The sequence below is a fragment of the uncultured Chitinophaga sp. genome (assembly GCF_937874145.1).
Classification (GTDB): Bacteria; Bacteroidota; Bacteroidia; order Chitinophagales; family Chitinophagaceae; genus Chitinophaga.
The window spans coordinates 1-5,353 of record NZ_CALNBI010000120.1 but is presented as its reverse complement, the minus strand read 5'-3'; the positions used below and the strand labels follow the sequence as shown (position 1 = coordinate 5,353).

Annotated in this window: 5 protein-coding genes and 1 pseudogene; 3 read left to right on the top strand and 3 right to left on the bottom strand. The window is 51.7% G+C overall.

Features of this window, described 5'->3' with window-relative positions; genetic code table 11:
• The 3 genes and pseudogenes from Q0510_RS05560 to Q0510_RS05550 all read left to right on the top strand — a co-directional run.
• Nucleotides 1-297 (top strand): annotated as a pseudogene (locus tag Q0510_RS05560) (hypothetical protein); the annotation flags it as partial.
• Nucleotides 298-309: 12 nt separating this feature from the next.
• Nucleotides 310-1,452, top strand: a complete 1,143-nt coding sequence (locus tag Q0510_RS05555) for a glycoside hydrolase family 76 protein (protein ID WP_298709006.1) — start codon at nucleotides 310-312, stop codon at nucleotides 1,450-1,452.
• A gap of 1,127 nt (nucleotides 1,453-2,579) precedes the next feature.
• Nucleotides 2,580-3,032 (top strand): DUF1842 domain-containing protein, encoded by a 453-nt coding sequence (locus Q0510_RS05550; protein ID WP_298709005.1) that lies wholly within the window; start codon nucleotides 2,580-2,582, stop codon nucleotides 3,030-3,032.
• A 173-nt stretch (nucleotides 3,033-3,205) separates the two neighbouring features.
• Here the strand turns inward: Q0510_RS05550 and Q0510_RS05545 are convergent, their stop codons facing one another.
• The 3 genes from Q0510_RS05545 to Q0510_RS05535 are packed head-to-tail and all read right to left on the bottom strand — an operon-like array spanning nucleotide 3,206 to nucleotide 5,281.
• Nucleotides 3,206-3,859, bottom strand: a complete 654-nt coding sequence (locus tag Q0510_RS05545; RefSeq protein ID WP_298709003.1) for a response regulator transcription factor — start codon at nucleotides 3,857-3,859, stop codon at nucleotides 3,206-3,208.
• Entirely contained in the window at nucleotides 3,849-4,655 is an 807-nt protein-coding gene (locus Q0510_RS05540) for an ATP-binding protein (RefSeq protein ID WP_298709001.1), read from the bottom strand. The genes Q0510_RS05545 and Q0510_RS05540 overlap by 11 nt, the downstream gene beginning before the upstream one ends.
• A complete protein-coding gene (locus Q0510_RS05535; RefSeq protein WP_298709000.1) occupies nucleotides 4,628-5,281 on the bottom strand; it encodes a hypothetical protein in 654 nt (217 codons plus the stop codon). Before Q0510_RS05535 ends, Q0510_RS05540 begins: the two co-directional genes overlap by 28 nt.
• Nucleotides 5,282-5,353: the final 72 nt, after the last annotated feature.

Here is a 5,353-nt window from a genome sequence, read left to right as displayed (position 1 = left end):
GACAAGGTAATTACCTTCCGCCAGGAGTCCTGGGGCCGCGATGAGCGCTACAAATTCCGCCTGAGCGTGAAGAATGCGGGAGCCGACGGGTTTGAATGGTTCGGCAGCTCGAATGCGGACAACAACCGTCCGACGTCCGCCACGCCTTTATCGTTCTGGGAACTTCGACCCATTCCGAACAGCGACCGCTGGAATTATTGCTACAAGTTCATGACGGAAGTGGACACCCGCCCCTGTGATGTGAATGTATATTTCCGGGCAGACAGGGCGTATACCCATGAAGTAATTGTTAAATAACAAACACGCAACATGCTGAAAATCAATAAATATAGCCTGTCGCTGCTTATGCTGGCCGTATCGTTTACCGGTTGTTTGAAAGAACCGGTAGACGATGGGCCGGGGCCTGGCGCGGGGAAGAAAACGTACGTGTACAATTGGCCGTCGATCGCGGATTCGACTTATAATTCATTGATCGCCAATTTCTACAATGCGTCCGGGAAGTATTTCAACGAGAACCATACCGGCGGTAATACCTTTCATTACTGGCGCAATGCGCATGGGCTGGATGTGTTGCTGGATGCGTACCTCCGGAAGAACGATCCCCAGATCAAAGCGCGGATGGACGAATTGCTGGATGGGATGAAAGCCCGTAACGGGAACACGTACATCAATCATTTTTATGATGATATGGAATGGATGGCGCTGGCCTGCATCCGGGCGTACGAGGTAACCAACGACGCGAAATACAAAACCGTGGCCGAGACGCTTTGGAATGACATCAAGGGCGGCTGGGACGATACCTGGGGCGGTGGCATTTATTGGAACAAAGAGCGCAAGAACAAGAACACGCCATCCAACGCGCCGGCAAGCATCATTGCGTCGCGGATGTACACGCTCAATAAAAATCCCGAGGATCTGGACTGGGCGCGGAAGATCTACAATTGGCAGAAAAACAACCTGGTAGACCCCGTTACCGGCCTGGTATGGGATGGCCTCGATGGCACCGGCACCAATAAAAACTGGAAATTCACTTATAATCAAGGTGTTTACATTGGTGCGGGCGTGGAGCTATATAAGATCACGGGCGAGCAGGTGTACCTGAACGATGCGCTGCGCACCGCCAATAACTCCATGACCGGTGAGCTGACGCAGGGGAACGTGATGAAAGACGAGGGCGCCGGCGACGGAGGGCTTTTCAAGGGCATCCTGGTGCGCTACATGATGTTGCTGATCACGGACGGCGGGATTTCATCCACCGACGCCAGCAAGTATGTGAGCTTCCTGAAAGTCAATGCCGAAACGCTCTGGCTCCAGGCTACCACGCGCCCGCAGATACTTTTCGGCGGCAAATGGAATGCGATGGGTTCGCAGGTGGACCTGAGTACGCAACTTTCGGGTTGTATGCTGATCGAGGCGGCGGCGCATTTGAAGTCGATGGATTTGATGGATTAGATTGCTTCCAGGATAACTTCGTTAACCGGGAAAACGGGCGGTCCTTGCAGGATTGGCCCGTTTTTTCATTATAGGATAATTTCATATCAAAACGATCATCTATTCCCAAGCAGCTTTTCGGCCCGTTGCCCGAATTTTTTCGGTTTACGGCAGAGGAGGAGCTGCAGGTTGATTTTCACAAGGCTTTTCAATACTTGAACGCTCACCTTGCGGCGTATGACAATTCGGGGCACCTAATTTCTTGCAGAAAATTAAATTAATTATTTGTTGAGGAGACTGATGTAGATGCATGATAATGAACTAAATAACGTGTTTGTTTTGGCCGGATCGCACCGGGAGGATTGTCATGGAATATGTGGTCAAAATTCCCATTGCCGCAGGATTTTCGCGAATAATAGAGACACATACAATTGCAAGAGAAATAATCCATCATGATAAGTTTAGTAAAAACAGTCAAACCATATTTACTCAATGTTAAAAATATTAGGGAAATCATAATTCAGCTATATAATTTATATTATGTTAAATACCGTAATGCCGAATTCGCTCCCTCTTTTTCACCTGTATTTATAACCTGTAAATGGCATGACTTAATCCCCGCGAAAGTCCGTTAAGAAAAAATACCAGCATACAATGGAATAATTTCAGGAGCAATATCCTGCCCTTTTGTGAAAGATTGGGATGAAATCATGCTAATATTCAGTGTAATCGTCCTCCGGTACCGACAACTAATCAGGAATTTGAGTGGGATTTTTGAACGGATTTCCGGTAGAATTCTGCTATTTCTATCGTCCCCAAAACGCCCATAAAATGGCTTACCCCCGCAATACACATGAATCCGTTGACCAGCCAGGAAATCCGGTTTCTGCAAACTACTGTTTTATCCGTGTGGATAAGCCGCCATATCCGATACAACGAGTGGTTTTACCATCCTGGCACCGGTCGCACGGCAGCGGGGTTTCAAGTCTTCTTACGGTAAATACCTGGATTAGTACTGCAAACTTCCTGGCAATCAACTCTTTACATTATCCAACTTTAAAAGGCTGAAAATCCCCCCGGACCAGGGGAAAAACAGCCTTTCACAGGTATCCGTATTTGTAGAAATTTGACTGTTCGCTTTTCTCTGTATGCTTAAGTCTATCCACATAGAATCCTCCCTTTCCCCCGGATTGTTCGCCGTCCAGATGGATATTGGCGCCCATCAGCCCGGCGGGCCGGCCCTTCATATCTCGCTCACCGTCGATGAGCAAACCCGGCAGATTACCGGGACCGGCCAGCTGTCGGCAGCCGCGCATCATCATGCCTTCGGCCTCACCTATCTGAAAGGTTACTTCTTTGCTTTGCCGGCCTCATCCATTGTGGAGTTTCCCAATTCATTGATTATCATGGGCACGCCGTACCTGGCAACGCGCTACAGCAATGTAGTGCCTCAGCCCAGCATGGAAATCTTCCTCGAACTGGATAATGCCTGGAAATCAGGCTTCTGTACGTTCAGATATGAAACCGACGGTGTATGGTTTACCGTAGCCAAAGCTCCGGCCGGTTTCATGGAACCAAGGATGCTCGCATCTGTCGTGTAATAACATTGCATCCTCTAGATCCCTATTCCATTACCTTCAGTTTTCACTAAGTAACACACATGAAACGAGCACCGGAGCTGGTTTTCCGGCGCCGGTTTCTACACTCCATGCAAACAAAAAATCCCCGGCCCTTTCATCCAGGCCGGGGATACTTTTTATAAAGCAAACTGTAATCAGGGAGCGTACAGTTCGTTTTTAATCGCAAACAGTACCAGGCCCGTACGCGATTTGATCGCCAGCCGGTCGAACAGCTCCTGGCGGTAGTTGTCGATCGTGTGCGGGCTCAGCTTCATTTCTGCCGCGATCTCCTTGTACGTCAGTTCGGAGCAGCAAAGGCGCAGGAACGTGATCTCGTTGTCGCTCAGTTGAACCTGCAGCGCGCCGGGCGTGGGATTATCCTGGATGCTGCGGAGCATTTTGGCGGAAATAAGCTCGTTAAGAAAATATCCTTGCTCGTGGATCGTGCGGATGGCCTGCACCACGTCAGCGATCCTGGACTCCTTCACCAGGTAACCACCCGCCCCGTTCTTGAGCATTTTGATGATGGGCTTGTCATCTTCAAATGTGCTGAGTGCCAATACTTTAACGTCCGGGTGGAATTGCTTGAGCCATTGGGTGGATTCGAAGCCATCCATGACGGGCATGTTAATATCCATCAGCACCACGTCGGGCGCTGGCGCGGCTGAGAGACGGTCTTTCATTTCGGCGCCGTTGGCGGCTTCGAAGGCAACGCGGATCTCAGGGTATTCTGACAACAGGCTGGTGAGCCCCTGCCGGAACAGCGTATGGTCGTCCACGATAGCGATCTGTATAGTGTTATGTTGCATGGTGCTGGATTGTGCGGGGAACGGTGATGGTGACGGAAGAACCTTTGCCCGGCGCCGACCGGATGGCGGCGGCGCCCCCGATCATGGCGGCCCGTTTCCGGATATTCTGGAGGCCCATCCCCGATTGCTTGGCCAGTGCGGCTTCCACATCGAAGCCGGCGCCATCGTCGGTGAGCGTGAGGGTCAGGGTGTTATCTGACCAAGATTGTTCGATGAAAACGGAAGTGGCCTGTGCGTGGCGGATGATGTTGTGCAGTGTTTCCTGGAAGATGCGGAACACGAACAGCTCGGTTTCCGGGTGTTTCGGCATACCCGCGAGGCTCCCGGTACGGTGGATCTGGTAGCGCCCGGATTTTTCCAGCCAGTCGAGCTCGAACGCGATGGCATTGGCCAGCCCCTTGCCCACGAGCTCCTCCCCGTGCATGAGGCGCGAGAGCGCGCGGATTTCCCGGATGGATCTCCTGGCCAGTTCCTCCGCCGCGGCGATCTTCCCGGCTGCCTTCTCCGTGTCGGACAGGTCTACGGCGGAAAGCGTGATCGTCATCAGCCCAAGAAGCTGGTTGATATTGTCGTGCAGGTCGTTGCCAATGGTTTTGAGCGTTTGCTCCTGCACTTCCATCTGCGTCTGCAGCAATTCCGTCCGGAACGCGTTGCGGAGGCGCTCCGTTTCTTCCAGGTGCTTCTTTTTCCGGGAGTTGTACACGGTCACGTATACGATAAGGAAGAGTGGCGCCAGGAGAAAGACGGCGCTCACCCAGATAATAAGGGTTAGTATTTCGTTTGTCGGTACCTGCATATAAAAGCATATGTCCAGCTGCCGTATAACAGCACGTTCAGGACCTTAAAAATAACATACCGGAGCGAAAAGCGGATGCCTTCGCCGGAAGAAGCTTCCAGCAGGTACTGAAAAAAGATGTAAGTGGCGATCCCGCCGAAGTAAAACATCAGCGTTCCGCTCACCCACCAGAACGGCGGATGGGTGGATAGGCGGACGTATTTATCGTCTCGGAGCACCAGGTAAAAATAATACAGGCACCCCGTTACCATGACCATCGCCATCAATGCAGCCGTGAGCGGCGAATAGTAACCGAACTGATGGGAAAAGGATTCGGTGAGCCATGCGGCGAGGAATACGGCTCCCCAGGCAATGGGGACCCATTTGCTGATCCCGTAAGGTTTGATAAGGTGGTACAGGAAGGTGGTGATGGCGAAACATTCGGCTACCATATACAGGTTGTACAATGGGGCGTTGGGTGCGCGCAGAACGGCCCGCAGGTAGATGCCGCCGGTTTCCACCAGGCAAACAAGGAGAAGGTAGAATGGAAACCGCCTCCACACCGGGTCCTTGTCGCGCCGGAGGCAGACAAGGGCGGTGAGGAAGCAGATCCATTCGGCAACCGTGTTGACGGTGAAATATTGCATTATTGGTAAATGTGATTTTTAGTGCTGTCCACATTGGGCGCGAGGAAGTAAGCGCCGCGGGCGAAGCAGTTT

Coding starts and splice junctions, on each gene's coding strand:
- Q0510_RS05555 (WP_298709006.1), top strand. CDS start 310: ATGCTGAAAATCAATAAATATAGCCTGTCGCTGCTTATGCTGGCCGTA.
- Q0510_RS05550 (WP_298709005.1), top strand. CDS start 2,580: ATGCTTAAGTCTATCCACATAGAATCCTCCCTTTCCCCCGGATTGTTC.
- Q0510_RS05545 (WP_298709003.1), bottom strand. CDS start 3,859: ATGCAACATAACACTATACAGATCGCTATCGTGGACGACCATACGCTG.
- Q0510_RS05540 (WP_298709001.1), bottom strand. CDS start 4,655: ATGCAGGTACCGACAAACGAAATACTAACCCTTATTATCTGGGTGAGC.
- Q0510_RS05535 (WP_298709000.1), bottom strand. CDS start 5,281: ATGCAATATTTCACCGTCAACACGGTTGCCGAATGGATCTGCTTCCTC.